Source organism: Mesorhizobium ventifaucium (assembly GCF_935822925.1).
GTDB classification, from domain to species: domain Bacteria; phylum Pseudomonadota; class Alphaproteobacteria; order Rhizobiales; family Rhizobiaceae; genus Mesorhizobium; species Mesorhizobium ventifaucium.
Window position 1 is genome coordinate 14,685 of the sequence record NZ_CAKXZS010000002.1, and the last position, 25,465, is coordinate 40,149.

Genomic DNA, 25,465 nt, shown 5'->3' on the forward strand with positions numbered 1-25,465 from the left:
GTCCTCATACATCTTGACAAATTACGTCATTTTGTCAACAGAACTTTTATAGGATAAAGTCCCGCCATGATCGAGATCGAGGATATCGCCACCGACCCCAAGCGCGCCCGCATTCTGGACAGCGCGATGAAGGTGTTTCTGGCCTATGGTTTCGCCCGCACCACCATGGACGACATTGCGCGTGCCGCCGACATGTCGCGGCCGGCGCTTTATCTCCAGTTCAAGAACAAGACCGATATCTATCGCGCCATCGCGTTGATGCTGCTCTCCCGCTCGCTCGAACAGGCGAAAACGGCACTCGCCGGTGAAGAACCATTTGCCGAGCGCATGATGCGGGCCATTGACGAAGCGCTGATCTCGATGACGCGCACCGTCCACGCCTCGCCGCATGGCGCCGAACTCCTTGACATGAAGTCGAGTCTCGCCGACCTGATCGGCTGCTGGCGCAGCCGGTTTGCCGATCATGTCGCCGCAGCGATCCAGAGCGAGGCCGGACGCAATGGCGTCGATCTCACCGCCAAGGGCTTGGCGGCAAAATTGCTGGCCGACATGCTGCTCGACGGGCTGGAAGGCATGAAGATGCGCATCAGCGATCCGGACGAGCAGAGGCGGGCTGCGGCCGCGCTGATCAGGGTGATCGATCTAGCCTTGCAAAAAAACTGACAAACAAGCGCCTCAGGCTTGGCGGCGCGCGGCCTGGGGCTTCATGCGGGCAGCAAGGAACTCCTTGACCCGCCGCCCCGGTGCCGGTCCACGCACTGGCTTGAAGCCGTCGTCGAGTTCGCCTGAGAGGTCAAGCGTCGGCCGCTTGCCGACGGTGTCGTAATTCTCCTCCAGCCAATCGCTGGCTGCGGTGCGGCCAAGGTCGCGCAGATAGGTCAGGAACGCCCATTCGGCATTGACCTTGGACGATGCCGACAGATCCTTGAATGCCTCGTCGGCATCGATGCGGTGCATGCGGATGTCGCGGTATTCGCCATGCGGCAGCCGGCCGGCGGCGATCAGTTCCTTGACGAAGGCGATCGAACGGAATTCACGCAGCAGCCCGGCATTGAAGGTGATCTCGTCGATGCGGTTCTGGATTTCGTTGGCGCTCTTCGGCGTCCCCTCGCGGACCACCGGGTTGATCTGCACCAAAAGCACGTCCTCGGTGGCAGCCGTCTTGAAGAACGGGAACAGCGCTGGATTGCCGCCATAGCCGCCATCCCAGTAGGGCACGCCCTTGATCTCGACGGCGCGGAACAGCTGCGGCAGGCAAGCCGACGCCATCACCGTGTCGAGGTCGATCTCGCCATCGGAAAAGACGCGTAACTGCCCGGTCTCGACATTGGTCGCGGAGATGAACAACTCCATCGCCTTGCAGGCGCGCACATTGCCGAAATCGATCTCCTGTTCGATCACATCGCGCAGCGGATTGAGGCCGAGCGGGTTGGCGACATAGGGCGAAAACACCCGCGACATGGTGTCGAAAAAGAGATAGCCCGGCGTGTTCTCGATCGACCAGTTGCCCCAGGCCACGTCCCACGGCATGCGCTGCACCGGGCTGAACCGGCCCTTCCGCGCCACCGCGCGCCAGAAATCGTCGAGCTTCTGCCGCGCGCCCTCGACGCCGCCGCGAACCAAGCCGTCGGCCAGCGCCACCGCGTTCATGGCACCGGCGCTGGTGCCCGAAACCGCCGCGATGTCAAGCCGTCCGTCCTCCAGCAGCTGGTCGAGCACGCCCCAGGAAAAGGCGCCGTGCGAGCCGCCGCCCTGCAACGCGACGTTGATCTTTTTGGGCTCCTCCGCCTTGCCGTTTGTCGTCATCGCGTGGTCCTCGATTTGTCGGCCGGATTTGTTCGCACGCTCAAATTCACTGCGCGGTCCAGCCGCCGTCGACCGAAATTTGCGTGCCGTTGATCTGCGCTGCCGCATCCGAGCACAGGAACACCGCGGCAGCGGCAACTTGCTCGACCGTGACGAATTCCTTGGTCGGCTGCTTGTCGAGCATAACCTCGCGGACCACCGTGTCGCGGTCCATCTTGTTCGCCTTCATCTGGTCGGGGATCTGCGCCTCGACCAGCGGCGTCAGCACATAGCCGGGACAGATGGCGTTGCAGGTGATCTTGTCGCGCGCCAGTTCCAAAGCGACCGTCTTGGTCAGCCCCATGATGCCGTGCTTGGCCGCGACATAGGCCGATTTGAACGGCGAGGCGACCAGCCCATGGGCCGAGGCGATGTTGACGATCCTGCCGCCGCCGGCCTCTCTCATCAGCGGGATGGCGGCGGCGATGGTGTGGAAGGCCGACGACAAATTGACGGCAATGATGGCGTCCCACTTCTCGCTGGGAAATTCTTCCAGCGGCGCGACATGCTGGATGCCGGCATTGTTGACCAGGATGTCGACCGAGCCGAAGCTCTCGGCTGCCTTTGCGACCAGCGACCGGCATTCGGCCGGCTTTGACATATCTGCCTTGATGTAGACGGTCTTCACGCCATGATGCTTGGCGATCGCATCGGTGACGGCCTGGTCGTCGGCCGTGTCGGAAAAGGAATTGACGACGATGTTGCAGCCATCCGCCGCGAGCGCATGGACGATTGCCAGGCCGATGCCCGAGGTGGAACCGGTTACGATGGCGGTTTTTCTGCTGGGCAAGGCGAAATCCTTCATTACGGCGCTAACGGACCATATTGCAGTGCAGCATATATGTCTGGTGTGGCGCAAAAACAGCGGCACAGCGTGGCGATGACATGAAATTTTTGTCATGAATGAGGACACCCTCACTCGAAGCTGTACGCCTGACAACCAGTGCGAAGACAGTTTTGTCAGCGATCCCCGGGAGCCACTTCAGCGCGCGTTTTGGAATTTGTCATCTGGCTCATGAAAAGACGAAGAGCTTTCCGTACGGCGAGCGATGGCGGCTCGGACGGATGCCACTCCGGGAAATGACCATCGATCGCCATGCGTGCCAATCCGTAGACAAATGCGCGCGCGGCAAGCACGAGATGATCGAAGTCGGTGTCCGGAGCGAGCCGACCTTGATGTTGCGCTTGGGTCAGCAGGTCGATCATTTTCCGGCGAATGGCTTCATTCTGATCACGAAGACTATCCGACGCGTCGAAATCAATCAGCGTTCGAGAACTGATGATCTGGAAATGCGTGGGATTGTTGATCGCCCATTCCAGATACCCCTGTCCGATTGCTTCGAAGGCCACAATGGGATCTGCGCTGTCGACTTTGGACTGTGCATTGGCAACAGCCTCGGTCAGCCGGTTCATCGCCTGTTCGGCGACTGCGGTCAGCAGTGCTGACTTCGACCGAAAATGCCGGAATGGCGCGCCGGGTGAAACGCCGGCACGTTTTGCTGCCTCGCGCACAGACACATGCTCTGCTCCGCGTTCCTCGATGATCCCCACGGTTGCCGCGATCAAGGCCTCGACCAGATTGCCGTGATGATAGCGCTTGGGGTTGGCGGCTTCGCTGGAATCCCTGGTGTTGGTCATGCCTGCCAATAGCACGACTCCGACATGTAATCACCGATTATTTACTTGCGTCCAAGCGTGTCGTATGTAATCAGTGATTACAACGTCAATGGAGGTTACCATGCTTCGCATCATCGCAACGACTGCCCTTGCTTTCTCCTTACTGTCGCTCGGATCTGCCCAGGCCGAAGATCGGCCAACCCTGCAAATCGTCTGGCCGGCGGCCGGTTCGATCATCGAACTCGGCAAAGATCCCGAGAGGGCGATAGGCGTCGTCGTCAGCAGCAACTTCACGTTGCTGCCAGCGGGTGAATGCGACGGCGTCAGCCAATGCGGCCACTTGCATATGAAGATCGATCCTGCCGGAGATACCTGCAACATCCCCGGCAAGCCGTACAACAGCATGAACAGCGACTTTGGCGGCGATCTTATCAAGGCTCGTTTCGGCCATTGCCCGGATGCCGCCGGCAAGCATGTGATCGGCGTCCTACTTGCCGATGATCATCACAAGCCCATTCTTGTGGACGGCAAACCCGTTACTGCTCTGGTGACGGTGACGACGAAATAATGCATGTCGCGCAAAAGTGTGCAGCGGTCTTGCGATAACGACATACATAAAAACAACAACCAAAAGCGCGTCGGATGAGGCCGGTCAAATGCGACGCGCTTTAGCGCGGGTCGGGCGGCACTCAGCATCATTCGAGGCGAAGATTTCCGACACGGCCTGCTGATGAGCGATTTCGGCCGTCCGGCCGGCGATCACGACATCGTGTCGAGCTTGCGCTGCATGGCGGCGATCTGTTCCTTCAGTTCCTGAAGGTCGTCGGGTTTTTCCGACGTCTCTTTCCTGGCCGGCTCCGCCGGCGCTGCGGAAGAGCCATTCGAGCCTGCGGGTGGGAATGGCGTGAACAGGCGCATGGCATTCTGGAACATCTCCATGTTGCGGCGCGTCTGCTCTTCCAATGCCTTGATCGGCGTGGCGATCTTCATCATGTCCAGCGGCGACTTGCCCAAGGCACCCTTCATCTGCTCGCGGAAGCGTTCTTGTTCCTTCGAGAAGGCGATCATCGATTGCTCGAGGAAGCTCGGCACGATCATCTGCATCTGGTCGCCGTAAAAGGCGATCAACTGGCGCAGGAACGGAATCGGCAGCATGTTCTGCCCTTCCTTGTTCTCCAGTTCAAAGATGATCTGGGTCAGCACAGGATGGGTGATGTCGTCGCCGGTCTTGGCGTCCTGGACGGTGAACTCCTCGCCCTTCTTGACCATTTCGGCAAGGTCCTCAAGCGTCACATAGGTGCTGGTGCCGGTGTTGTAGAGGCGGCGATTGGCATATTTCTTGATGATAATCGGTTCGTCTTTCGCGGCCATCAGTATCCTCCCGGGACACCGGCGCATTTGAGTAAGCTGCCGGTAACGATTGCGCCTTTTCAAGGATATGCGCAAAAGCGTCGTGATTCCAAGCGGTTTGTGCAGTGCGGGATCAATTAATGCTGCACGGCCGGCTAAAAATGCTGCGCAGCAAAGGGCGCGCTGTTGCGATGACGATGCGCAGCCTGCTTGCGGCGCATGGCCGGCATGCCCATTTTCCGGTTTGACTTGGCTCATTGAAAGGGCAAGAAAAGCCCTGACGATACGACTACGACACCAAAACCTCGATACCTCGAAGTCTGGGAGAAGAACATGTCCGCTGCCATCGTTGTCGCCAGTGCGGCGCGCACGCCCGTCGGTTCCTTCAACGGCGCCTTCGCCGCCACGCCGGCGCATGAGCTTGGTGCCATGGTCATCAAGGAGTTGCTGTCCCGTGCCGGTGTCGAGCCGACGGAAGTCGACGAGGTCATCCTCGGCCAGGTACTGACCGCGGCTCAGGGCCAGAACCCCGCCCGCCAGGCATCTATCGAAGCCGGCCTGCCAAAGGAAACCACCGCCTGGGGCCTCAATCAGGTTTGCGGCTCAGGTCTGCGCGCTATTGCCCTCGGCATGCAGCAGATCGCCACAGGCGACGCCAAGGTGATCGTCGCCGGCGGGCAGGAATCGATGTCCCTGGCCCCGCACGCTCAACACCTGCGTGCCGGCGTCAAGATGGGCGACTACAAGATGATCGACACCATGATCAAGGACGGGCTGTGGGATGCCTTCAATGGCTACCACATGGGCAACACGGCCGAAAACGTCGCTCGCCAGTTCCAGATTACCCGCGAGGACCAGGACCGGCTCGCATTGGCCTCCCAGAACAAGGCAGAGGCCGCTCAGAAGGCCGGCAAATTCAAGGACGAGATCGTGGCCTTCACCGTCAAGGGCAAGAAGGGCGACACCATTGTCGACCAGGACGAATACATCCGCCACGGCGCCACGATCGACGCCATGACCAAGCTGAGACCGGCCTTCGACAAGGACGGGACGGTGACCGCCGCCAATGCCTCCGGCATCAATGACGGCGCCGCCGCCGTGCTGCTGATGACCGAAGCGGAAGCCGCAAAGCGCGGCATCACGCCGCTGGCGCGCATCGTGTCCTGGGCGACCGCGGGTGTCGATCCGCAGATCATGGGCACCGGGCCTATTCCCGCCTCGCGCAAGGCGCTGGCCAAGGCCGGCTGGTCGGTCGGCGATCTCGACCTGGTCGAGGCCAACGAAGCCTTCGCCGCCCAGGCCTGCGCCGTCAACAAGGACATGGGCTGGGACCCGTCCATCGTCAATGTCAATGGCGGCGCCATCGCCATCGGCCATCCGATCGGCGCCTCCGGCGCCCGCATCTTCAACACGCTGGTCTACGAGATGAGGCGCAGAAGTGCCCGGAAAGGCCTTGCCACGCTGTGCATCGGCGGCGGCATGGGGGTCGCCATGTGCGTGGAAGCGCTGTGAAGTCATCTGCAAAGCGCCGTGAAGACGGAGCGAGCAAGCCGTGAAACAGCCGGTGGCGAACAGGCTCAACCGCCGTTAGAGCGTTCCCATTCGTCGCCCGCCGCTCAAGAAAAAGGGAGGATATCATGACAAAGGTAGCACTCGTCACCGGTGGGTCGCGCGGTATTGGCGCCGCGATCTCGATCGGCCTGAAAACCGCCGGCTATCATGTCGCCGCGAACTACGCCGGCAATGACGAGGCGGCGCAGAAATTCAAGGCAGAGACCGGCATCCCCGTCTACAAATGGTCGGTCGCCGACTACGATGCCTGCGCCGCCGGCATCAAGCAGATCGAGGCCGATCTCGGCCCGGTTTCCGTGCTGGTCAACAATGCCGGCATCACCCGCGACGCCATGTTCCACAAGATGACGCGCGAGCAGTGGAAGGAGGTCGTCGACACCAATCTTTCCGGCGTCTTCAACATGACGCACCCACTGTGGGGCGGCATGCGCGACCGCAAGTTCGGCCGCGTCATCACCATCTCCTCGATCAATGGCCAGAAGGGCCAGACCGGCCAGGTCAACTATTCGGCGTCGAAGGCCGGCGATATCGGCTTCACCAAGGCGCTCGCCCAGGAAGGGGCGCGGGTCGGTATCACCGTCAATGTCATCTGCCCCGGCTACATCGCCACCGAGATGGTCAGGGCGATGGACGAGAAGGTGCTCAACGAGCGCGTCATCCCGCAGATCCCGGTCGGCCGCCTCGGCGAGCCGGAAGAGATCGCACGCTGCGTCGTCTTCCTGGCTTCCGACGATGCCGGTTTCATCACCGGCTCGACCATATCAGCCAATGGCGGCCAGTATATCACTTGAGGCGTCATACCACCCCTGAGGCGGCCCGTCGCCGGTAACTGTTGCACGGGTCTAACCACCCACACGGCCGAGTTCGAGGCCGGGAATTTCGGCTGTCAGGCGACAAGCTTCAGCCCTGGTTCGGCTGCCGGCTTGGTCTGGGCGACTCCACCTGGCTGGCGCGAAGGTGCCGGCAGGCGGGCAAGCGACGCCCGGCTGAAGCCCGACAGTTTCAAGGCGATGCGACGCTTCAGAAATGGATTGAGGTTCAGAGTCGAAAGCACGAGATTGCGGACGAACCGCTTCACCGAATTGCGGGTAAGCGCCATCTCGGTCATTGTGCCCGCCAGTTCAAGCACCTCCTGGGCCGCCGGGCGGCGCAGCGTTTCGTAGAGGTCGAGCTCGGCTTCCGGGCGCACGCCGTTCACCACGTCGCCTAGCAACTCGCCAAGTACGACCGCGTCGATGATGCCGGTGTTCATGCCTTGGCCTCCCGCCGGGCTGTGCACGTGCGCGGCATCGCCCATGAGGAACAGCCGGTCCTTGCGATACGAGCGGACCAGGCGGTGATGTACGCGAAAACGCGAGCTCCACGCCAGGTCGAGCACCTGGGTTCTTTTCTTGGTCGGCCCACGGCTGTCGAGCAGCGCCTGGATGTCGGCGACCGCCGGCTTTTCCGGTGCGTCATCCATTGTTGCGACGACCCGGTACGAACCGTCCGGGAGCGGCGCCACCACCACCAGCCCGGCCGGTGCAAAGAACAGCGATACTTCCGTCGGCCCAACCGGCCAGTCGAGACGAACATCGGCGAGTACGAACGAAGCGTCATAGGCGTCGCCGTCGAACTCGATGCCGGTCGACCTGCGCACCAGGCTGTGCATGCCGTCGGCACCAACGACGTAGCGTGCCGATATCAATTTCTGGCGGCCGTTCTCGGTCACCGTCACCTGTGCACCGTCAGCCTCCTGAACGACCGCCTTGGCCTCGACCACGCGGTGAATCACGCCGCCCAGGGCGGCGATCCGTTCGGCGAACACCTGCTCGGTCAGGTTCTGAGGCAGCATCATCAGATAGGGATGCCTTGACGGAAGCTTGCTGAAATCGAGATTGAGCAGCGCCCGGTTGCGGTCGCGGATGGTGAAATTCTGCAGCTTCAGGGCAAGTTCGCTCAGCCGCTGCGCGACGCCGAGAGGCTCCAGCGTTTCCAGCGTCTGCGCGTGGATGACGCCAGCCCGCGAGGTCTGAAGGCCCTCCGCCAGCCTATCGATCAGGACATGATCGACGCCGGCCTGGTGCAGCACGATGGACAGCGCCATGCCGGTCGGGCCGGCGCCAACGATCAGGACTTCCGTGGTTTCGGGTAACATTTCTCTCTCCATTTATCAACGACCGTTGACTTTCTAGACGAAGCCATTGCATTTGTCAACGACCGTTGGCATATGGCTTTCATGACCGAGAACCAGCCGAAAAAACCCAGCAAGTCGGACCGCACGCGCGCCCAAATCCTGGAGGCCGCGAGGCTCCTGTTCGCCGAGCACGGCTATGAGGGCACCTCCATCCGCGACGTCGCGGCGCATGCCTCGATCGATCCGGCTATGGTGATCCGCTATTTCCGCAGCAAGGACGAGCTGTTCGCCAGGGCGGCGGTCGTCGACCTGCAATTGCCGGCACTGCGGGTGATCGACCGAAACGCCATCGGCGAAACGCTGATCAGGCGTTTTCTCGAAATCTGGGAAGGCCCGGCCAGCGGCCCCGGCATGGCAATTCTGCTGCGTTCGGCGACGTCGAACGAATTCGCCGCGGAAAAATTGCGCGACGTATTTGGCAACCAGGTGAGGCCGGTGATTGCGACGGTCGCTGACCCCGCCGACGCGGGTCGACGGGCCGGGCTCGTTTCGAGCCAGCTGCTGGGTCTGGCGATGTGCCGATACCTGCTGCGGCTTCCGCCCGTCGTCGCCCTGTCCCACGACGAAATTATCCAGAACGTCGGCCCTACTTTGCAGCGCTATGCCGTGGGAGAGGCTTGAACCAAGCCGTTCTGCATTGCTGGCAGTCTGGTCCTCGTGCAGCGACTGCGAGGACCGATGGACGTGGCGCCGCTTTGTGCCAAACGGCACGCAAAAATTAACGGCGGCCGCCCGGCCTGTGCAAAACCCTGTTCGCCGCCTGTTGATAACAGGTGGAAAACCTGTTGATGACCCAACATATTGGGGTGAACAAACCGGGAAACAGGCGCAGGCACCGATTCGTCGCCCTTTCGTTCCGGCTTTGAGCGCGGTGTTAAACGACAAAGGCTGAAAACATCCCCAAATGGTTAAGGCGCGTTAGGAAAGATTAATAATTTCAAAATGTTGGATGACGCCCGCCGACCTGCGTCGATCGTTCAGCGGCAAAGGTTAACGGCGACGTCAACCCTGCATGAAACGGGCCAGTTCGGCGATTCAGCATGTGGTGAGACTCGCCGGCGAAAAATCCAGATGTAGCCGTGAACAAACCCTGAATCCGCGCGAGTCAGCGATTCGTAGCCGATTCGTTCCAGACTCGTTCCAACTGTTAAATCGGAACGGCGGAACGGATCATCGACGCCGACGGAAGGCCTTCGAGCTGGCAGCGGAATATTCTGCTTTCGCTTCGCGCCCAAAATCCCTATGTGTCGGCTGTCACCCGCGCCGCCACCGGGCGCGCTCCCGACAACACGAGGCAGAGAGCCTTTAATTTCCAGGTCGATGAACATCCAGCCGAAACACACTGAGCCGCTGATCCTGTCAGGCCGCGACGTGACAGCTGTGCTCGGGCCGACCAACACCGGCAAGACCCATCTCGCCATCGAGCGCATGGTGGCGCATGAAAGCGGCATTATCGGCCTGCCGCTCAGGCTGCTCGCCCGCGAGGTTTACTCACGCGTCTGCGAGAAGGTCGGCGCTCACAAGGTGGCGCTCATCACCGGTGAGGAGAAGATCCAGCCCGACGGCGCCAGATATTCGGTCTGCACCGTCGAAGCCATGCCGCGCGAGACCGACGCCGCCTTCGTTGCTGTCGACGAGGTCCAGCTGGCCGGCGATCTCGAGCGCGGCCACATCTTCACCGACCGCATCCTGCATCTGCGCGGCCGCCAGGAGACGCTGCTGCTCGGCGCAGCGACCATGCACGGCATCCTCCAACGTCTGCTGAAGGGGGTGTCGGTGGTGACGCGGCCACGGCTGTCGCATCTCGCCTATGCCGGCTCGAAGAAGCTCACCCGCCTGCCGCGACGTACGGCGATCGTCGCCTTCTCCGCCGACGAGGTCTATGCCATCGCCGAACTGATCCGCCGCCAGCAGGGCGGTGCGGCAGTCGTGCTCGGCGCGCTATCGCCGCGCACCCGCAACGCGCAGGTGGAGCTGTTCCAGTCGGGTGATGTCGATTATCTGATCGCCACCGATGCGATAGGCATGGGCCTCAACCTCGATCTCGATCATGTCGCCTTCGCCCAGAACCGCAAGTTCGACGGCTACCAGTATCGCAACCTGACGGCGGCCGAGCTCGGCCAGATCGCCGGCCGCGCCGGCCGGCACTTGCGCGACGGAACCTTCGGCGTCACCGGTCAAGTCGATCCGCTCGACGAGGAACTGGTCAAGAAGATCGAAGCGCATGATTTTGACCCGGTGAAGGTGCTGCAGTGGCGCACCGCGCGTTTCGATTTCGCCAGCCTCGACGCGCTGAAGCGCTCGATCGAGACCAACGCGCCGGTTGAAGGCCTGACGCGCGCGCTGCCGGCGGTCGATGCGCAGGCACTCGAGCATCTGTCCCGCGACGAGGACATCCGGGCGCTTGCCACCAACGCCAGGCGCGTGGCGCTGTTGTGGGACGCCTGCGCCCTTCCCGATTACAGGAAGATCGCCCCGGCTCAGCACGCCGACCTGATCGCCTCGATCTACATGGACCTTGCCAGGCATGGCCATGTAGACGAGAATTACATGGCCGAGCAGGTGCGCCGTGCCGACACCACCGAGGGCGACATCGACACGCTGTCGCACCGGATCGCCCAGATCCGCACCTGGACTTTCGTTTCCAACCGGCCCGGCTGGCTGGCCGATCAGGCACACTGGCAGGAAAAGACGCGCGAAATCGAAGACAGATTGTCGGATGCGCTGCATGAGCGGTTGACGAAACGCTTCGTAGACCGCAGGACTTCCGTCCTCATGCGGCGCCTTAGAGAAAATACCATGCCTGAAGCCGAAATCAGTCCAACCGGAACCGTCCTCGTCGAAGGCCATCATGTCGGCGAGTTGCAGGGGTTCCGCTTCACCGCCGACCAGAGCGCCGGCGGCGAGGACGCCAAGGCGGTGCGCACAGCAGCCCAGAAGGCGCTTGCAGCCGAATTCGAGGCGCGGGCCGAACGCTTCGGCGCCTCGGCCAATGGCGATATCGCGCTCGGCTCAGACGGCACGCTGCGCTGGATCGGCGCGCCGATCGGCACGCTGGTCGCAGGCGACGAGCCGTTGAAGCCCCGCCTGGTGCTGCTGGCCGACGAGCAGCTCACCGGTCCCGCCCGCGACAAGGTCGCGGCGCGCGCCGAGCGCTTCGTCAATTTCCAGATCGAGTCGCTGCTGAAGCCGCTGGTCGACCTCAAGAACGCCGAGCAGATCACCGGCATCGGCCGCGGCATCGCCTTCCAGCTCGTCGAGAATTTCGGCCTCATCAACCGCCGCGACATCGCCGAGGAGATGAAGTCGCTCGACCAGGAGGGCCGCGCCGCCCTGCGCCGGCTCGGCGTGCGCTTCGGCGCCTACCACGTCTTCGTGCCCGCGCTGATCAAGCCGGCCCCGGCCGGACTGGTGACACTGTTGTGGGCGCTGCAGAACGACGGCAAGGACAAGCCTGGCTTTGGCGACGTGGTTCACGCGCTGGCCTCCGGCCGCACCTCGGTGGTCATCGATCCCACCTTCGACAAGACCTTCTACAAACTGGCCGGCTACCGCAATCTCGGCCGTCGCGCGGTGCGCGTCGACATCCTTGAACGGCTGGCCGACCTGATCCGGCCCGCGACCAACTGGAAGCCGGGCCTCGGCCAGCGCCCTGACGGCGCCTATGATGGTCAGTCCTTCATGGTGACGCCGCCGATGATGTCGATCCTCGGCGCCACGGCCGACGACATGGAAGAGATTCTGAAAGGCCTCGGCTACCGGGCGGAGCCGAAGCCGGCGGTCGAGGTGAGGGCGCGGATCGAGGCACAGGACAATGCCGCGCGTGAACCCGCCGCGGCCAAGCAGGCGGCGGAGGCACAAGCCGAGCAGGCCAAGGCGGCGGAAGCCGCGATTGCCGACGCAGCCGCCGAGGCGCCGGCCGACAGTTCGGAACCGGATGCAGTGGCAGAAGCCACGGCGGTGGCTCTCGCGGAACCCGCTACCGAAGCGGAACCTGTCGCAGAAGCTCAGCTGCAAACTCCGCCTGAGGTCACGGTAGAGGGACTGCCTGCAGCTGAAGCCGCAGATCGAGAGGCAGCACCCGAAACCGCCGAGGTTGAGGTCGCACCGGCGGAGCCTGCATTCGAAGCCTCTGCCGCAACGGAAGCAGTGTCGGCCGAACCTGCCGCGGCGGAAGCCGCCACCGGCAAGGCTGCTCCAGAGGCCGCGAAAGAGGCCGAAGAACCAAAACCCATCCTGTTGTGGCGGCAGGGCCGCTTCGACCAGCGCCCACGCCGCCGCCACCACGACAACCGGCCCCGTGATACGGACAATCGCCCGCGCAGCCCACAAGTCACGCGCGATGGCCGCAGCAACGCGCCGGCAGAGGCCGGGCAGCAGGCCGGCGCTCCAGGCGGCCGGCCAGCCCGTGAAGGACGCCGCGACGGCGACGGCGCCGGCAAGCCGCGCTTCGACCGCAGCAAGTTCAAGCCCAAGCCCCAGGGCGAGGCAGGGGAACAGCGCGACGGCAAGCCGCAGGGCGAACGTCCCGATCGTCGCGAAAGCCGGCCCGACTGGAAAGGCGGCAGGCCGGACGGCAAGGGTGGCGCGCCTGGCGGAAAGCCCGCGTTCCAGCCGAAGCCTCGCGAGGAGCGTCCGGTGCGCTTCGACCCGGATTCCCCCTTCGCCAAGCTCGCCGCGTTGCGCGACCAGCTGAAGAAGTAAGTTCGTTCGCTCCGATGGTCTCCGAAGGCCGCCAGCGCATCGACAAATGGCTGTTCTTTTCGCGTGCCGTGAAATCGCGCTCGCTGGCAGCGAAGCTGGTGGTGGCCGGACGCGTTCGCATCAATCGCGACAAAGCAGCGCAGGCCTCCGATCTGGTCCGCGCCGGCGACGTCCTGACCATCACTCTCGAGCGGCGCATCTTCGTCTGGAAGGTGCTCGGCACCGGGAGCCGGCGCGGTCCCGCCGAGGAAGCGCGCCTGCTCTACGAGGATATCTCGCCACCGCCGACGCCAAAGGGCGAGGCCGTTCGCGATGCGATCCCCGCACTGCGCGATGCCGGCAGCGGCCGCCCGACCAAGAAGGAACGCCGGGAGACCGACCGGCTGCTCGGCGACGACTGACGCATGACCGGCGTTCGTCGCATCGCTCGGCCGGAATTCCATTCCGGAAACACCGGCATCGCGGGCAATGGCTGCCCTTGCAAGCGGCGGGCAAAGACGTTACCTCACCAAAAAAGCCTGCCGCATTGGGAAACACGATGCGTGGGTTCAAAGTGTTAGAGCGTACCTTATGCGTCCGTTTGGACGCACGTCGCCCTGAGGGACGTCCCGGAGCCGACCGATGACCTATGTCGTGACCGATAATTGCATAAAATGCAAATACATGGACTGCATCGAGGTCTGTCCGGTCGACTGTTTCTATGAGGGCGAGAACATGCTCGTCATTCATCCCGACGAGTGCATCGACTGTGGCGTCTGCGAACCGGAATGCCCGGCCGACGCGATCAAGCCGGACACCGAGCCGGGGCTCGACAAATGGCTGCAGATCAACACCGAATATGCCGATAAATGGCCCAACATCACGGCCAAGAAGGAGCCTCCGGCCGACGCCAAATCCTTCGATGGCGAGGCCGGCAAGTTCGAAAAATATTTCTCCCCCGAGCCCGGCCAGGGCGACTAGCGCCCTGACCCGAAATCGGGACCGATTTTCGGAAGGACTATGCGCAAGATCAAAGCGTCACAGCACTTGCGCGTCCAAAACGGGAGCGTGGCGCTGTAATCGCGACGCCGGTTTGATCGGCATGACGCGTCATGATAGGCACCGCACGTTAACTGCCTTGACAGGCGGAGATCGCGCTGACCTTCGCGCGTGCAGCAAAACCTTGATTCTCCCGACTTTTTGTGCTAAATCAACAAAACATGCCGGTGACACAACGTCGATTTATGGCGCAAACGCCCCAAATCACTGAAAGGTGAATTTCTCAATCCGGACCAGAGCGATCTGGGGCAGGCAGTCGCAAGTATGCGGTTTGCCGGCCTTGGCTTTTCCGGTGGTTTAATCGTTGTGCGGCTAATGATCGGTCAACCGATCGCGCGAGTTCGGCCGGCAGAATGCCGGTTCCACACCAAGGAGTTCATGGCGTAATGGCAACAATCACCCCGCAGAAGAAGTCCAGCGCAGCGCGTCACGGTTTTAAGACCGGCGAGTACATCGTCTATCCGGCGCATGGCGTTGGCCAGATCGTCTCGATCGACGAGCAGGAAGTTGCGGGCCACAAGCTGGAACTGTTCGTCATCGACTTCCAGAAAGACAAGATGCGTCTGAAGGTTCCGGTCGCCAAGGCGACTTCGATCGGCATGCGCAAGCTGTCGGAGGAGGATTACGTCGATCGCGCGCTGAAGGTCGTGCAGGGCCGCGCCCGGGTCAAGCGCACCATGTGGTCGCGCCGCGCCCAGGAATATGATGCGAAGATCAATTCCGGCGACCTGATCTCGATCTCGGAAGTTGTGCGCGACCTCTACCGCGCCGACAACCAGCCGGAGCAGTCCTATTCCGAACGCCAGCTTTATGAGGCGGCACTCGACCGCATGGCGCGCGAGATCGCGGCCGTCAACCGCATGTCGGAAACCGAAGCGGTGCGCCTCATCGAGGTGAATCTCAACAAGGGCCCGAAGCGCGGCGCCAAGGCCGACAACGAAGAAGCCGAGCAGGAAGAAGCAGCCTGAGCGCTTCTCGCCTTCGAATTTGGAAAAACCCGGCCTCGCGCCGGGTTTTTTGTTTTTTGGGACCGTCACCCCGCCACGCACTATTTGGGCGACACCCCTTAAGCTTCGCCGCCGGCTTCCTTCTCGCCCTCCTGCTTCAGCGTCGCGATAAACTGCTTGGTTCGCCGGCGCTCCGGATTGCTGAACAAAACGGCAGCGGGGCCTTTCTCAACGACGCTGCCGGCGTCGAGGAACACCACTTCCTGCGCGATTTTGGAGGCGAGGCGCAGATCATGCGTCGCCATCACCATGGTGGTGCCCTCGCTGGCGAGCTGGCCGAGCACGTCGACCACCTCCTGCGCCAGTTCCGGATCGAGGGCCGAGGTCGGCTCGTCGCACAGCAGCACCTTCGGCGATGGCGCCAACGCCCGGGCGATCGCCACGCGTTGCTGCTGGCCGCCTGACAGCGTCGCCGGCCAGGCGTCGGCCTTGTGCGCCATCCCGACCTTTTCGAGCAGAGCGAGCGCCCGCTCGCGCGCCCTCGCCGTCGGCCATTTCAACACCGTCACCAGCCCCTCCATGACGTTTTCGATCGCCGTGCGGTGCGGGAACAGCTGGAAATTCTGGAACACCATGCCGGTCTGCAGCCGCAGCCGCTGGATGGCCCTGCCGGGAACCTTGCCGCCGGGATGGAATTCGAGCGCGTCGTCGCCGATGCGCACCGTGCCCGAGGTCGGGATCTCGAGCAGGTTGATGCAGCGCAGAAGCGTGCTTTTCCCGCCGCCCGAGGGACCGACAAGGGCGGTGACGCTGCCTTCCTCGATGGTGACGGTCACGCCCTTCAGCACCAGGTTGTCGCCGAAGCGCTTCTCGATGTCGGTGAGGCCGATCATGAGCGCGCCTCCAGGAAGCCGCCATAGCGGTTGAGCCGGTTTTCCAGGCGCGTCTGCAACGCCGACAGCACCGAGCTCAGCGCCAGATAGAGAGCCGCAGCCTCGACATAGAGGATCAGCGGCTCATAGGTGGTGGCGACGATGCGCTGCGCCGCCTGGAACATCTCCGGCACCGTGATGGCGGCGGCCAGCGATGTATCCTTGACCAGCGAGATGAAGGTGTTGGACAGCGGCGGCACCGCGACGCGGCCGGCCTGCGGCAGTATGGTGCGTCGCATCGCCTGGCCCCAGGTCATGCCGATCGAATAGGCCGCCTCCCACTGCCCCTTCGGCACCGAGCCTATGACGGCGCGGATGATTTCCGACGTATAGGCGCCGATATTGAGGGTGAAGCCGATCAACGCGGCTGAAAAGGCGTCGAGCAGGATGCCGACCGAGGGCAGGCCATAGAAGATCAGGAAGAGCTGCACCAGAAGCGGCGTGCCACGGAAGATCCAGACGTAGAAGCGCACCACGGCGACCAGCGGCTTCGGGCCGAACAGCCGGACGAGCGCTGCGACCAGTCCTACGAAGAGACCGAATGCGAACGACAGCAGCGTTAGCGGCACGGTGAAGATCAGCGCCGCCCATAGCAGCGTGGGCAACGAATCCAGCATCAATTGCAGCCAGTGCGGCACGAAAACCCTCCTTGCGAGATTGCCGCCCAAAAATCGATCCGGCAGCATCGAGGCGCGAACATAGGGTCGTCATATCACGCCAAAAGCGGCGGCCGTCAAAGACGGCTCGCCGCGATACTTTGCCATGCGGGCCGGGCAACAGTCCCGCTCCCGTGAAAAGGCTACTTCGAAACGTCCTGGCCGAAGTAAGTGTCGGCGATCTTCTGGTAGGTGCCGTCGGCCTTGATATCGGCCAGCGCCTGATTGATGGCAGTGACCAGTTCCGGATCGCCCTTGCGCACGAGCACGCCGGAATAGTCGGCGTTTTCTTCCTGGGCGGCGATCTTCACATTGGCGTCGGGCTTATGCTTCTTGAAATCGAGGAAGGACAGGCTGTCGTTGATGGTGGCATCGGCGCGGCCGGTAAGAAGCAGCTGGATCGATTGGTCGAAACCATCAGTGCCGACCAGCTCGGCGCCGTTCGCTTCGGCGAGCTTGCCGAAATTCGAGGTCAGCGACTGCGCCGCCTTCTTGCCCTTGAGATCGGCAAAGCTCTTGATGTCGGTACTGTCGCCGCGCACGATCAGCACCGCCTTGGAGGCAATATAGGGATCGGAAAAATCATACTTGGCCTTGCGTTCCTCGGTGATGCCGACCTGGTTGATGACGGCGTCATAGCGCTTGGCGTCGAGGCCGGCGATCAGCCCATCCCATTTACCTTCGAGGAATTCGGCCTTGACGCCGAGGCGCTCGGCGATCGCCTTGGCAATCTCGACGTCGAAGCCGACCAGTGCGCCCGAGGCATCATGATAGGTGAAGGGGGCATAGGTACCTTCCGTGCCGACCTTGAAGACACCGGCCTGCTTGATCTGATCGAGATTGGCGCCGGCATGGCCTGATGTGCCTGCCAGTACCTGCAGTGTTGCGGCAACGATAAGCGATTTGAGCCATTTCATTTTTCTGTGATCCCGTCATTGGCCGGCGTCCGGCGCATTTGTCAGCGCCGGAAACTGACAGATGTAGGCTGGCGAAATAAGGAATCAGATTTCAAAAATGAGACGCTTTCGGAATCCAATTCTCAAAACTACAGTGAGTCACGCCAGCCGGCCGAGGAGCGACCGCCGCATCGAGCTGTCGGACAGTGCAATCCACGCGACATCAGCGGCGGAACCATTCGCGCGCATGGCACGTTTGTTGGCTGTTGTAGGGCGCGGCGTCGCCAATTCAACCACGATGCCAGCGCAGGGTCGAGCGATCGCACCGCAACGCCCGGAAGAGGGAGCGTGGCATGATGGAAGATACGGCAGGGCGAACCATGGTCCGCGCGGCGATGAAAGCCCCCTATCTCGAGCGCGACGAGGAGCATGTTCTCGCGCTGCGCTGGAAGCAAAACAACGACCAGCAGGCACTGCACCAAATCGCCATGGCGCATATGCGGCTGGTCATTTCCATGGCCTCGAAGTTCCGCCACTATGGCCTGCCGCTGGGCGACTTGGTGCAGGAAGGCCATGTCGGCCTGCTGGAGGCAGCAGCCCGTTTCGAACCGGAGCGCGAGGTGCGGTTTTCGACCTATGCGACGTGGTGGATCCGTGCCTCGATGCAGGACTATATCCTGCGCAACTGGTCGATCGTGCGCGGCGGCACCAGTTCGGCGCAGAAGGCGCTGTTCTTCAATTTGCGGCGCCTGCGCGCCCGCTTGGCGAACGGTGCCGAGCCGATCTCGAACACCTCGCTCTACCGCGAGGTGTCGGTGGCGCTCGGCGTCTCCGAGGCCGACGTGGCGATGATGGATTCGCGCCTTTCGGCCCCTGATAGTTCGCTCAACCAGCCGCTCGCCGATGATTCGGGCGCCACCGAGCGGATGGATTTCCTGATTTCCGACGATCCTTTGCCGGACGAAGTCGTGGGCGACACGATCGATGTCGAACGCCGCTCTAACTGGCTGAAAACCGCGCTCGGCGCGCTCAACGCCCGCGAGCTCAGGATCATCGAGGAACGCCGGTTGAGCGACGAGGGCGCGACGCTCGAAGCCCTCGGTGAGGCGCTCGGCATCTCCAAGGAACGCGTCCGCCAGATCGAGGCACGCGCCATGGAAAAGCTCAAGGTGGCGCTGGTGAAGCAAAACCCCGAGTTTCTTGCGACCGCCGCCTAATCAGGGTGTGTTGAGATTCAGGTTGGGCCGAGCCGGAGTCGAAGACGGGCGCGAAGCGACCAAACTAGGTGGTTTCCGAGAACCGGAGCGGAGCGTACTCAAAGTACGTGAGCACCGGCCTACGCCGGCCGTAGCCTTAACTGCCGCGACCACTCATGAGCGCTTCGGCCGGCGAAGGCCGGAAGCGCAGGAAACTGCCGTTTGCAGGCCGGCATATCGACATACCCTATCTGTCGGTGATGATCTTGACCTTATCGCCGGCCGAAACGGCTGCGCCGGGCGACATCGCATTGAGCACCCTGAACAGGTCGAGCTTGCGGTCGACGCCGACCATCTGCGCCGCGAGCGAGCCCATGGTCTGTCCGGGCCGGACCGTGACGACGCGGATATGCAGCGGCTTCAGCGCCGCTTTTTCGGCCGCACTCAAGATACGGAATGAGCCGCTGACCGAGCGCGCCACCGCGTCCAGCGAGGTGCTGGCGGAGGGGGCTGCCGTCAGCAGCCGGTAGACCTGGCCGCCGGCGCGGATCACCGCAATTCCGAACTGCCAGCCCTCGGCGCTGGCATGCGCCGTCGCCGCCTCGTTGCCGTTGATTGTTTCCTGGCGCACGCTGCTTTCGTCGAGACCGGCCACCCAGCCGCTGCGGATGTAGTCGGTCAGCGAGCGGTTTTTGTCGATCGAGACGCCGTCGAAGCGGATCGCTATGTCGCCCGGCCCGGTTGCCGTCACAGCCGCGGCCGAGTTGTCGATGATGAAGCCGTCGGGCACTGAGAACGACACGCCGAGCCCTGGATGCAGGAAGGTTTCGCCACGCACATAGCCTTCCTCCGGCGTGTCGCCATAGAGCAGGCCGTCTATGCCGGCGAGGAAGGCGGCGCGGTCGCGCGTGCCGACGCCGGGCGCGCCGAACTGGCGGGCATGGCGCTGCGCCAGATCGATGCGCTGGGGGGTGTTGGGGTGCGTTGCCAGGAAGTCGAGGCTTGCGTCGGTGGCGCCGCTGATCGAGCGGAAATCGGTGTAGGCCGACATGGATTGCAGGAAGCGGCCGGCGGCAAACGGATCGAAGCCCGCCTCGCCGATCGACTTGATGCCGATGCTGTCGGCCTCCAGTTCCTGATTGCGGGAGAACTGGGCAAGCCGCAGCTTGCCGCGGATCAGTGCCGCCTTGGCGGTCGGACTGTCGCCGAGCACATCCGAGACGACCTTGGTTGCAAAGCCCTCCTCGGCCTCGAGCTGCTGGCGCTGCAAGCCGTGGTTTGCGGTGACGTGGCCCATCTCATGCGCGATGACCGCGGCGAGCTCGGCCGAATCGTTGGCCAGGGCCAACAGGCCGCGCGTGATGTAGAGATAGCCGCCCGGCAATGCAAAAGCGTTGACGTTGGGCGAATTGAGGATCGTAATGCGGTAGGTCTGGCTCGGGTTGGCCGACACCACGGTCAGGCTGCCGACGACCTTGGCCACCATGCGCTCGAGCTTGGGGTCGGAATATTCGCCGCCATAGGTCGCCAGGATGCGCGGATGCTGCGCCTTGGCCATTTCGGCGAGCTTGCTGTTGGCGGCAACATTGTCGACGGTGACCGGCTTGCTGGAAGGCTGGAAGCCGGATTCCTGAACGTCCGGAGGCGTGAACATCTGGCAGCTTGCCAGCGCCATGGCAAAGCCGGCCAGCGCCAGGAAGCGCGCCAGCAGTTTCCTTCTCACTCTGTCGGTGCCGGTTGGCAGAACAGCTTCCTTTCGGGTCTAAGCACATGGCCCCGAAAATCGGGCATCGATTTTCAGAACATGCGCAAAATCAACTGCCACAGCGTCCTTCGCGCCCACGAGCACGGATGGCACCGTAGTGGCAAATCACAACCTATGCCGGAACAGTATCCAAGGACCTAGCCACACTACTTTGACCATGGCAAGCAAACGCCACATCGCCTGGAGCCGGTTTGGCCGTAAATTATGTCCGCTTCCGGGCAATATCTTGTGATCCTGCGCCAAACGGACCTGCACCGATATAGCGCCGGAAGGCCTCCGGTCCAGCCTTGGTAAAAAAATCGGCGACAGTCCCGGTTGCGGCAACCGTGCCATTGTCCAGGAACACCATGTCCTGGCCGATACGGTGGGCATCCTCCGGCTGATGCGTGACGAACAGCACCGTCATGCGCCGCTCCGCATGCAGGCCGGCTACCAGATCGAGCATGTCGTCGCGCAAGGCCGGTCCGAGCGAGGCGAACGGTTCGTCGAGCAAGAGCACCGGCCGGTCGCGCACCAGGACGCGAGCGAGCGCGACGCGCTGCCGCTCGCCGCCGGAGAGTTCGCGCGGCAGCCGCTGTTGCTTGCCGGCAAGGCCGACGCGCTTGAGCGCCGCGGCGATTGCAGCGTGGTCGGCCTCGGTCAGCCTGAGCGACGGCGAGCGGCCAAGGCCGGCATTTCGTTCGACCGAAAGATGGGCGAAGAGATTGTTTTCCTGGAACACCATCGACACTGGCCGCGCCGAAGGCGATTTGGCGCCGACATCGCCGCCACCGATCAGCACACGGCCCGATCGCGGCGTCTCGAAGCCGGCCACCAGGTTGAGTAGCGTTGATTTTCCCGAGCCGCTCGGCCCCATGATGGCGGTGATCTTCGAGGCGGCAAACTCGACATCGAATAAAAACGGCGCTTCGCCATAGCTGAACGAGACCTTTTCCAGCCGCACAGCCGTACCGTTTTCGCTGTTGAGCGTCATGATTTTTCCCCCCGCCCCAGCCAGTCCGCGGCCAGGACAAGCGCGAGACAGACCAGCCCGAGCAGCAATGCCAGGCCGGCCGCGTCCATCGTGCGATAGCTGCCCATGCGGGCCAGCAAGAGATAAGGCAGTGTCTGCAGGGAGTCGCTGCCAAACAGGGCAATGACGCCGAGATCGCCGAGCGACAAAGCCATGGCGAACGCGAAACCGGTGGCGAGCGGCCGCCGTAGCGACGGCCAGTCGACCAGCCGGAAACGGTTCCAACCCGAAATGCCAAGCAGCAAACAGAGCCGTTCGTGGCGTTCACTCGCCGCATCATAGCCGGGGCGAATGGCGCGGATGGCAAACGGCATCGCCATCACCGCATTGACCGCGACGACCATGACAGGGGCGATGGCAAAGACGTCGCTGACGGAACGCAGGAGCAGGAACCAGCCGGCGCCGATGACGACGGGCGGCACGACGAGGACGAAGCCGGCGCCGGTATCGGTGGCGTATTCGAGCAGCGTCTTGGCGCCGACGCGACGCCTCAAGGCCAGCGCCCGTCGTGCCATGACCAGCGCCAGCGACAGCGCCACTGAAAGCAGCGCCGCCAGCAAGGCGAGCACGGCGCTGGTCAGCGTCGCTTGCCGCACCGCGCTCTCGCCCGCCAGCCGGCCGAGATCGGCCTCAAGGCCGGACGTCACCGTGGCCGCCATCGGCCCGGCGACGAACAGCAAAGCGAGGAGGATCAATGCTGCGTTCAGCACGGTCTCGGCGGCGCCGGCCGAAAGATACCGGCGCGAAGCCACCGGCAGGTTGGCGTCGCCGACGGTGTTGGCGCCGAGCCGCATCAATGCCAGCACGACGACGAAGGTCAGCGCGATCTGCAGCACTGTCAGCGTCACCGCGCGGGCAGGATCGAAATCGAAACGCAGCGCCTGGTAGATGGCGACCTCCAGCGTCGTCGCGCGCGGCCCGCCGCCCAGCGTGAGCACGATGGTAAAGGATGTGATGCAGAGCATGAACACAAGCCCGGCGACCCCCGGCAGCGCCGCGCGCAGCGCCGGCCATTCGATCAGCCGGAAGGCGGGTCTGGCGCCCATGCCGAGCTGGCTCGCCAACCGCCACTGGTCGTCCGGCACTGTCCCAAGCGCTTCGAGGAACAGCCGCGTGGCCAACGGCAGGTTGAAGAAGACATGGGCGACGAGTATGCCGGACAGGCCGTATATGCCCGGCCAGCCCTGACCGCCAATCGCGCTGAGCACGCCGGCGAAATAGCCGGCACGGCCATAGAGTGCCAGAATCCCGAGTGCTGCGACGATGGCCGGCAGCGCGAGCGGCACGGCGAAGAGCTGCAGGATCAGGCCGCGACCAAAGAAGCGCGGATGCCGCGCCAGCGCCCGCGCCACGAACAGCGCCGGCACGACGGAAAGCAGTGTCGACAGCAATGCCTGCCACAGCGTGAAGCGGGCGACGCGGAAGAGGTAGGAATCGAAGGCCGACGCGGCGCCGGACGGATCGCGTGCGCCTTCCACGATGAGCCCGGCGAACGCGCCGCCGACCAGCAGCGCAACAGCGGCAAGCGCAATGGTGCCGGTGGTGACGCGGGGATCAGAAAGGGGTGCGTGTAGCACTCTGCACCACATGACTGGGGACTGTTATTTGACCGGATGAAGGTCGCGTTCCTTCGCGCCCCCCTCTGTCCTGCCGGACATCTCCCCCACGAGGGGGGAGATCGGACGTCACCTCTGCATTCGCCAATCGCCAACGTTGCAGGAAGAGTGCCGTCCACGAAGCTGCCAATCTCCCCCCTTGTGGGGGAGATGTCCGGCAGGACAGAGGGGGGCGCCGTAGGGTGATCACCTTGATCAGCTCGCCACGATTACTTGCTCATCATCGACAGCCATTCGTCGACCCAGGCCTTGCGGTTGGCGGCGACCTCTTCCGGGCTGAACAGCAACGTCTTGGTCGGCTTGACGAGCTTGTCGAAAGCCGGATTGAGCGGCTTCTCGGGCTTGCCGGCCGGGAACATCCAGTTGGTCTCGGGAATGACATCCTGGAACTTCGGCCCGGTCATGAAAGTCAGGAACTGTTTCGCCAACGGGTTCTTCGCACCTGACGTGGTGATGCCGGCAACCTCGATTTGCAGATACTGACCCTCCTCGAAGGACGCCGCCTGATAGCGTTCGGTGTTTTCGGCGACCATGTGATAGGCCGGCGACGTGGTATAAGACAGCACCATCGGCGCCTCGCCCTTGGTGAACAGGCCGTAGGCCTCGCTCCAGCCGGGCGTCACGGTGAGCACCTTTGCCTTAAGCTTGGCCCAGGCTTCCGGCGCCTTGTCGCCATAAACCGACCTCACCCACAGCAGCAGGCCGAGACCGGGCGTCGAGGTGCGCGGATCCTGGATGACGATCTTCTCATCGGCATTGCCCTCGACCAGTTCCTTCAGGCTCTTCGGCGGCGTCTTCAGCTTTTCAGTGTCGTAGACGACGGCGAAATAGCCGTAGTCGAACGGCACGAAAATATCGTCGCTCCAGCCGCCCGGCACATTGACATCGATGACGGCGCCATGCGGCGAAAACAGGCCGGTGGCCTTGGCTTCCGCCGTCAGATTGGTGTCGAGGCCGAGCACGATGTCGGCCTTGGTCGCAGCCCCTTCCAGCCTGACGCGGTTGAGCAGGGCGACGCCGTCGGCGACCGCGACGAATTCGAGAGTACAGCCGCATTCGGCCTCGAACGCCTTCTTGACCGCCGGGCCTGGACCCCAATCGGCGGTGAAGCTCTCATAGGTATAGACGGTGAGTTTTTCCTGCGCGAATGCCGGCCCGATGCCGGCGAGAACGGTTGACGCAAGCAGCACTGCCGAAACAACAGTGTATAAAAAAGTGCGCATCGGCGCCTCCTTCGTTGGCGTTGAAAGGAATTGAGGCGTCGGGCTGTCCGAAACGTCTAATCCCTCCGCCGGTACAAACCGGATCAGGTTCAGCGGGTTGGCAGGTTGCCTCTCAGCTGGTCCGCGAAGATCGCGTCCAGCACCCCGTTAGAGCGTTTCGACACATAGGCCCGGCCCAACTGCCGCGCAAGCGTAAGTTTGTCGGGCGGAAGTTTGCCGGGCATCCGGAACTCGGCCTTCCGTTTCGCAGGCAGGGCTGGTAAGGGCCACGCATAATGAGCAAATTCACCATCCTGCTTGGCGGCGACCTTATCCGCACGCCGCTGCTCGACCGCCAGGTCGAAGGCACGCGTGTCATCGCTGCCGACGCCGGCATGAGCCATGCCCGGACGCTGAGCCTGACGCCGGAACTCTGGGTCGGCGACTTCGATTCGGTGCCGGCGGATCTGCCGGACGAGCTCGCCGCCGTGCCCCGCCAGGTGTTTCCGGCAGAGAAGGACAAGACCGACGGCGAACTGGCTATCGCCGCCGCGCTCGAACGCGGCGCGACCAGCCTCGTGCTGGCCGGCGGGTTCGGCGGCAAGCGCACCGACCACGCCTTCCTGCACCTGGCGCTCAGCGTCCGGCTGGCTGAAGCCGGCGTAAAGGTGCTGATGACCAGCGGCGCACAGGAAGGCGTCCCCTTGCTTCCCGGAAAGGCCGGCTTCGACTACGCCGACGGCATGCTGTTTTCGATTCTCGGCTTCTCCGACCTTGCCGGTCTGACCGTGTCCGGCGCCAAATGGCCGCTGAACCATGTCGAAATGGCGTTCGGCTCGTCGCTGACCATTTCCAACGAGGTCAAGGGCCGGCTCGAAGTCGCGCTGGGCAGCGGCCGCGCGCTGTTGCTCGCCCACCCATTTCCCTTACCTGAAAGCTGA

At 63.2% G+C, this 25,465-nt stretch carries 23 protein-coding genes and 1 riboswitch; of the genes, 11 read left to right on the top strand and 12 right to left on the bottom strand.

Going from position 1 to position 25,465, the window contains the following annotated elements:
• The first annotated feature begins 66 nt into the window (after window positions 1-66).
• Window positions 67-663, top strand: a complete 597-nt coding sequence (locus NMG70_RS01290; protein WP_254022855.1) for a TetR/AcrR family transcriptional regulator — start codon at window positions 67-69, stop codon at window positions 661-663.
• A 12-nt stretch (window positions 664-675) separates the two neighbouring features.
• Here the strand turns inward: NMG70_RS01290 and NMG70_RS01295 are convergent, their stop codons facing one another.
• From NMG70_RS01295 to NMG70_RS01305, 3 genes are all read right to left on the bottom strand, one after another.
• Window positions 676-1,806: a patatin-like phospholipase family protein gene (locus NMG70_RS01295; RefSeq protein WP_254022856.1), complete on the bottom strand. Its 1,131-nt coding sequence runs from the start codon at window positions 1,804-1,806 to the stop codon at window positions 676-678.
• A 46-nt stretch (window positions 1,807-1,852) separates the two neighbouring features.
• The gene (locus NMG70_RS01300; RefSeq protein ID WP_436798325.1) at window positions 1,853-2,635 is read right to left on the bottom strand and encodes a 3-hydroxybutyrate dehydrogenase; all 783 of its coding nucleotides are present in this window, start codon (window positions 2,633-2,635) and stop codon (window positions 1,853-1,855) included.
• Between the two features lie 170 nt (window positions 2,636-2,805).
• Window positions 2,806-3,483 (bottom strand): TetR/AcrR family transcriptional regulator, encoded by a 678-nt coding sequence (locus tag NMG70_RS01305; RefSeq protein WP_254022954.1) that lies wholly within the window; start codon window positions 3,481-3,483, stop codon window positions 2,806-2,808.
• Window positions 3,484-3,583: 100 nt separating this feature from the next.
• Between NMG70_RS01305 and NMG70_RS01310 the strand changes: the two genes are divergently transcribed.
• The gene (locus NMG70_RS01310; RefSeq protein ID WP_254022858.1) at window positions 3,584-4,030 is read left to right on the top strand and encodes a hypothetical protein; all 447 of its coding nucleotides are present in this window, start codon (window positions 3,584-3,586) and stop codon (window positions 4,028-4,030) included.
• A 191-nt stretch (window positions 4,031-4,221) separates the two neighbouring features.
• On the opposite strand, the gene phaR is transcribed toward NMG70_RS01310, so the two are convergent.
• Window positions 4,222-4,833, bottom strand: a complete 612-nt coding sequence (phaR, locus tag NMG70_RS01315; RefSeq protein ID WP_123150291.1) for a polyhydroxyalkanoate synthesis repressor PhaR — start codon at window positions 4,831-4,833, stop codon at window positions 4,222-4,224.
• 312 nt (window positions 4,834-5,145) lie between these two features.
• On the opposite strand from phaR, the gene NMG70_RS01320 reads away from it, so the two are divergent.
• Both NMG70_RS01320 and phbB read left to right on the top strand, forming a co-directional pair.
• Window positions 5,146-6,324, top strand: coding sequence for an acetyl-CoA C-acetyltransferase (locus NMG70_RS01320; RefSeq protein ID WP_254022859.1), 1,179 nt, complete (start codon window positions 5,146-5,148; stop codon window positions 6,322-6,324).
• A gap of 125 nt (window positions 6,325-6,449) precedes the next feature.
• The gene (phbB, locus tag NMG70_RS01325; protein ID WP_254022860.1) at window positions 6,450-7,175 is read left to right on the top strand and encodes an acetoacetyl-CoA reductase; all 726 of its coding nucleotides are present in this window, start codon (window positions 6,450-6,452) and stop codon (window positions 7,173-7,175) included.
• A 95-nt stretch (window positions 7,176-7,270) separates the two neighbouring features.
• Here phbB and NMG70_RS01330 read toward each other — a convergent pair whose 3' ends face one another.
• Entirely contained in the window at window positions 7,271-8,521 is a 1,251-nt protein-coding gene (locus tag NMG70_RS01330; RefSeq protein WP_254022861.1) for an FAD-dependent monooxygenase, read from the bottom strand.
• An 81-nt stretch (window positions 8,522-8,602) separates the two neighbouring features.
• Here NMG70_RS01330 and NMG70_RS01335 point away from each other — a divergent pair, with 81 nt between their 5' ends.
• The 5 genes from NMG70_RS01335 (at window position 8,603) to NMG70_RS01355 (ending at window position 15,270) form a co-directional block, all read left to right on the top strand.
• Window positions 8,603-9,181, top strand: a complete 579-nt coding sequence (locus NMG70_RS01335; RefSeq protein WP_254022862.1) for a TetR/AcrR family transcriptional regulator — start codon at window positions 8,603-8,605, stop codon at window positions 9,179-9,181.
• 699 nt (window positions 9,182-9,880) lie between these two features.
• On the top strand, window positions 9,881-13,264 hold the full coding sequence (locus NMG70_RS01340) for a helicase-related protein (RefSeq protein WP_254022863.1): 3,384 nt from the start codon (window positions 9,881-9,883) through the stop codon (window positions 13,262-13,264).
• 14 nt (window positions 13,265-13,278) lie between these two features.
• Window positions 13,279-13,665 (top strand): RNA-binding S4 domain-containing protein, encoded by a 387-nt coding sequence (locus tag NMG70_RS01345; RefSeq protein WP_254022864.1) that lies wholly within the window; start codon window positions 13,279-13,281, stop codon window positions 13,663-13,665.
• Window positions 13,666-13,885: 220 nt separating this feature from the next.
• Window positions 13,886-14,224, top strand: a complete 339-nt coding sequence (gene fdxA, locus NMG70_RS01350; protein WP_023803892.1) for a ferredoxin FdxA — start codon at window positions 13,886-13,888, stop codon at window positions 14,222-14,224.
• 464 nt (window positions 14,225-14,688) lie between these two features.
• Window positions 14,689-15,270 (top strand): CarD family transcriptional regulator, encoded by a 582-nt coding sequence (locus tag NMG70_RS01355; protein WP_027152934.1) that lies wholly within the window; start codon window positions 14,689-14,691, stop codon window positions 15,268-15,270.
• Window positions 15,271-15,368: 98 nt separating this feature from the next.
• On the opposite strand, the gene NMG70_RS01360 is transcribed toward NMG70_RS01355, so the two are convergent.
• The 3 genes from NMG70_RS01360 to NMG70_RS01370 all read right to left on the bottom strand — a co-directional run bounded on the left by NMG70_RS01360 (window position 15,369) and on the right by NMG70_RS01370 (window position 17,754).
• Window positions 15,369-16,142, bottom strand: coding sequence for an amino acid ABC transporter ATP-binding protein (locus NMG70_RS01360; RefSeq protein WP_254022865.1), 774 nt, complete (start codon window positions 16,140-16,142; stop codon window positions 15,369-15,371).
• Window positions 16,139-16,819, bottom strand: coding sequence for an ABC transporter permease subunit (locus NMG70_RS01365; RefSeq protein ID WP_254022866.1), 681 nt, complete (start codon window positions 16,817-16,819; stop codon window positions 16,139-16,141). Before NMG70_RS01365 ends, NMG70_RS01360 begins: the two co-directional genes overlap by 4 nt.
• A 161-nt stretch (window positions 16,820-16,980) precedes the next feature.
• Window positions 16,981-17,754: an amino acid ABC transporter substrate-binding protein gene (locus tag NMG70_RS01370; RefSeq protein WP_254022867.1), complete on the bottom strand. Its 774-nt coding sequence runs from the start codon at window positions 17,752-17,754 to the stop codon at window positions 16,981-16,983.
• A 332-nt stretch (window positions 17,755-18,086) separates the two neighbouring features.
• On the opposite strand from NMG70_RS01370, the gene NMG70_RS01375 reads away from it, so the two are divergent.
• On the top strand, window positions 18,087-18,950 hold the full coding sequence (locus NMG70_RS01375; protein ID WP_254022868.1) for an RNA polymerase factor sigma-32: 864 nt from the start codon (window positions 18,087-18,089) through the stop codon (window positions 18,948-18,950).
• 226 nt (window positions 18,951-19,176) lie between these two features.
• Here NMG70_RS01375 and NMG70_RS01380 read toward each other — a convergent pair whose 3' ends face one another.
• The 4 genes from NMG70_RS01380 to thiB all read right to left on the bottom strand — a co-directional run bounded on the left by NMG70_RS01380 (window position 19,177) and on the right by thiB (window position 24,545).
• On the bottom strand, window positions 19,177-20,604 hold the full coding sequence (locus NMG70_RS01380; protein ID WP_254022955.1) for a M48 family metalloprotease: 1,428 nt from the start codon (window positions 20,602-20,604) through the stop codon (window positions 19,177-19,179).
• Window positions 20,605-20,896: 292 nt separating this feature from the next.
• Window positions 20,897-21,667 carry a thiamine ABC transporter ATP-binding protein gene (thiQ, locus tag NMG70_RS01385; RefSeq protein WP_254022869.1) on the bottom strand — a complete coding sequence of 257 codons (771 nt, stop codon included), beginning with the start codon at window positions 21,665-21,667 and terminating at the stop codon, window positions 20,897-20,899.
• Window positions 21,664-23,283, bottom strand: coding sequence for a thiamine/thiamine pyrophosphate ABC transporter permease (gene thiP / locus NMG70_RS01390; RefSeq protein ID WP_254022870.1), 1,620 nt, complete (start codon window positions 23,281-23,283; stop codon window positions 21,664-21,666). Before thiP ends, thiQ begins: the two co-directional genes overlap by 4 nt.
• Before the next feature lie 248 nt (window positions 23,284-23,531).
• Window positions 23,532-24,545: a thiamine ABC transporter substrate binding subunit gene (gene thiB, locus NMG70_RS01395; RefSeq protein WP_254022871.1), complete on the bottom strand. Its 1,014-nt coding sequence runs from the start codon at window positions 24,543-24,545 to the stop codon at window positions 23,532-23,534.
• Window positions 24,546-24,588: 43 nt separating this feature from the next.
• Window positions 24,589-24,702, bottom strand: a riboswitch (TPP riboswitch).
• A gap of 118 nt (window positions 24,703-24,820) precedes the next feature.
• Between thiB and NMG70_RS01400 the strand changes: the two genes are divergently transcribed.
• Window positions 24,821-25,465: a thiamine diphosphokinase gene (locus NMG70_RS01400; RefSeq protein WP_254022872.1), complete on the top strand. Its 645-nt coding sequence runs from the start codon at window positions 24,821-24,823 to the stop codon at window positions 25,463-25,465.